The 3214-nt window shown below is 64.2% G+C and carries 4 protein-coding genes; 3 read left to right on the top strand and 1 reads right to left on the bottom strand.

Annotated features, from left to right (window positions below):
- The first annotated feature begins 71 nt into the window (after positions 1–71).
- On the top strand, positions 72–1424 hold the full coding sequence (locus tag EOA85_RS31010; RefSeq protein ID WP_127212272.1) for a formimidoylglutamate deiminase: 1353 nt from the start codon (positions 72–74) through the stop codon (positions 1422–1424).
- Positions 1421–2167, top strand: a complete 747-nt coding sequence (hutC, locus tag EOA85_RS31005) for a histidine utilization repressor (RefSeq protein WP_127212271.1) — start codon at positions 1421–1423, stop codon at positions 2165–2167. The genes EOA85_RS31010 and hutC overlap by 4 nt, the downstream gene beginning before the upstream one ends.
- A 169-nt stretch (positions 2168–2336) precedes the next feature.
- Here the strand turns inward: hutC and EOA85_RS31000 are convergent, their stop codons facing one another.
- Positions 2337–2681, bottom strand: a complete 345-nt coding sequence (locus EOA85_RS31000; RefSeq protein WP_095521795.1) for a RidA family protein — start codon at positions 2679–2681, stop codon at positions 2337–2339.
- 224 nt (positions 2682–2905) lie between these two features.
- Between EOA85_RS31000 and EOA85_RS30995 the strand changes: the two genes are divergently transcribed.
- Positions 2906–3214, top strand: a 309-nt coding sequence (locus EOA85_RS30995) for an ATP-binding cassette domain-containing protein (protein WP_127212270.1), incomplete at its 3' end; no start/stop codon positions are given.

The following is a 3214-nucleotide window of genomic DNA, read 5'->3' as shown; positions in this document are numbered from 1 at the left end:
ATGTATATACATATTGAGATGCCCTGCAAGTGGTATCATTGCACGGGACACAGGGAATCGGAGAGAAAAACGTGACGGCGATCTTTGCGGAACAGGTGCTTCTGCCCGACGGCTGGCATTCCAATGCCCGGATCGTCGCCAGTGAAGGCCGCATCGCCACGGTCGAACCTAACACCACCCCCCGGCCCGGCGACGAACACCATGCCATTCTGCTGCCAGGCATGCCGAACCTGCACAGCCACGCCTTTCAGCGCGGCATGGCCGGCCTCGCCGAGTTGCGCGGCCCTTCTGCCGACAGTTTCTGGAGCTGGCGCGAGGTGATGTACCGCTTCGCGCTGTCGATGACACCGGACCAGGTCGAGGCGGTTGCCGCGCAGCTCTATGTCGAGATGCTGGAAACTGGGTTCTCACGCGTCGGTGAGTTTCACTATCTGCATCACGACCGCGACGGCCGGCCCTATGCCAACGTCGCCGAGATGGCCGAGCGCATCACTGCCGCGGCTGCCGACACCGGCATTGGGCTGACGCTGCTGCCGGTCTTCTATGCGCATGCCTCTTTCGGCGGCGCAGCGCCGAACGAAGGCCAGCGGCGATTCATCAACGATGTGAATCGGTTCTCGAGGCTTGTTGAGAAATGCCGCGAATCCGTTCGCACCTTGAATCACGCGGTCGTCGGCATCGCCCCGCACAGTCTGCGCGCCGTGACACCGGAGGAGTTGGAAAACATCGCGGCAATGGTACCCGGCGGACCGATCCACATCCATATCGCCGAGCAAGTGAAGGAGGTTGAGGACTGCCTTGCCTGGTCCGGGGCGCGGCCGGTCGAATGGCTGCTCGCCAATGCCAATGTCGATAAGCGCTGGTGCCTGATTCACGCCACCCACATGAACGAGATCGAGACCGCGGCCATGGCGAAAAGCGGGGCCATCGCCGGCCTCTGCCCGATCACCGAGGCCAATCTCGGCGACGGCACCTTTGCAGCACCTTTGTTCAAACAACATGGCGGCCGCTTCGGCGTCGGCTCCGATTCCAACGTGCAGATCGGCGTGCCCGACGAATTGCGGCAGCTTGAATATTCGCAGCGCCTCGCCCACCGTGCCCGCAACATGCTGGCGGTCGCCGGCGGTTCGACCGGCCGCGCACTGTTCGATGCAGCGCTCGACGGCGGCAGCGCCGCGCTTGGCGCAGGTCTCTCGCGGATCGCCGCCGGTGCCTCAGCCGATTTCGTCTCGCTGAACGGTGATCACCCTTCGCTTGCCGGCAAGACGGGCGATGCGGTGCTCGACGCCTGGATCTTCGCCAACGGCACCAAGGTCGATTGCGTCTGGGTGCATGGCAAGAAACTGGTCAGCAGCGGCACGCATGCAAGGCGCGATGCCATTGCCGAGCGTTTTCGCAAGGTGATGACGGCGCTTTCGGCATGAGCATGATCGGAACAATCGATGTGGACGTCGGCGAGTCTCTCTCGCTGCATCAGCGCATCCTGTCCGACATCAGCGAGCGGATTCTGTCCGGCGCCTGGGCGCCCGGCCACCGCATTCCGTTCGAGCACGAACTGACGGCCGAGTACAACTGTTCGCGCATGACGGTGAACAAGGCGCTGTCGCAGCTTGCCAAGGCCGGGCTGATCGAGCGCCGCCGCCGCTCCGGCAGCTTTGTCCGGCGGCCGCATTCGCAAGCCGCGGTACTGGAAATCCACGACATCAGGATCGAGGTCGAAGCGCTCGGCCTGCCCTATCGCTACGAGCGTGTGGCGCGACACAAAAGGCGCAGCAGAGCGGAGGATCGCGCCTTGCTGGAACTCGCTTCTGCCGGACCTGTGCTGGCGCTGGAATGCCGGCATTTCGCCGGCAAGCGGCCGTTCGCCCACGAACAGCGGCTGATCAACCTGGCCGCCGTGGCCGAGGCCGCCGACGAGGAATTTCATGCCATCGCGCCCGGGCCGTGGCTGATCGCCCGCGTGCCATGGAGCGCCGCCGAGCACCGCATCCGCGCCGTCGCCGCCGACAAGCACATTGCGGCGGCATTCGACATCGCGGTCGGCGCACCGTGCCTGGTGGTCGAGCGACGGACATGGAGCGCCGAGCACCCCGTCACCCATGTCCGTTTCACCTATGCGGCCGAGAGCCACACGCTGGTGGCAAGATTCACGCCTTCGCAGGGGTAACTCTTACCCTCCCCCTTGAGGGGAGAGTCGCGGAAGAAATGCCGCAGGGCGGCACTTTGCGACGCGGGTGGGGTCGGTGCAGCTTCGCCGAACCCCACCCCGTCTCGTTTCCGCTTCGCTTCGACTGTTCGCCGACCTCCCCTCAAGGGGGAGGGTAAAGAGCTCTGCCTCAGATCGCGGCCGTGACAATGATCTCGACCAGATATTCCGGTCCGGCAAGCTTGGCCTCGCCGGTGGCGCGCGCCGGGGTATGGCCCTGCGGCACCCACTTGTCCCACTCCGCGTTCATCTCGGCGAACGTGCTCATGTCGGCCAGCCAGATGATCGCCTGCAGGATCTTGGTCTTGTCGGTACCGGCCTTGGCCAGCAATTCGTCGATGGCCCCCAGTATGTCCCTTGTCTGGGCGCCGACGTTTCCGCCCGGCTCGCCGACCTGACCGGCCAGATAGACGGTATTGCCGTGGATGACGATCTGGCTCATTCGCGGGCCAACATCGATGCGACGAATGCTCATGGGACGTTTCCTTCCTTTGTGGGTCGCGCCTCTTTAGAGTCGCGGCCCACCGGGGGCAAGGTTGCATGAGCGAATCCTCTTGAGCCAGCAGGCGTGGGGCGAAAATAGGCACACGCCAAATTGCTCCGGTCGCCGCAATTCCGCCGGATTGACTTGTTGACTAATGTAATAACATCACATATCAACCGCCGCTGCCGTATTAGTCGTGTCCCACGGATCGTCACATGACCAAAACCTGCCTGACCTTCCGCGACCTGACACTGGGCTACAACAGCCATCCGGCAATCCATCATCTCGACGGCACGATCCGCCGGGGATCGTTGACCGCCGTCGTCGGCGCCAATGGCTCGGGCAAGTCGACCCTGATGAAGGGCATCGTCGGTGTGTTGAAGCCGATGGCCGGCACGGTTGTCCGCGCGCCCGGCGTGCGCGCCGCTTATCTGCCGCAACAGTCGGAGCTCGACCGCTCCTTTCCGGCCAGGGTCGTCGATCTGGTCTCCCTGGGCCTGTGGCCACGGCGCGGGCTGCTCGGC

The sequence above is a fragment of the Mesorhizobium sp. M5C.F.Ca.IN.020.29.1.1 genome, from assembly GCF_003997375.1.
Classification (GTDB): Bacteria; Pseudomonadota; Alphaproteobacteria; order Rhizobiales; family Rhizobiaceae; genus Mesorhizobium; species Mesorhizobium wenxiniae.
The sequence above is the reverse complement of the archived record's forward strand: the minus strand, read 5'-3'. Positions and strand labels throughout refer to the sequence as shown.

Excerpts from the sequence above, each read along its gene's own strand:
- hutC (WP_127212271.1), top strand. The coding sequence starts at position 1,421 with ATGAGCATGATCGGAACAATCGATGTGGACGTCGGCGAGTCTCTCTCG.
- EOA85_RS31000 (WP_095521795.1), bottom strand. The coding sequence starts at position 2,681 with ATGAGCATTCGTCGCATCGATGTTGGCCCGCGAATGAGCCAGATCGTC.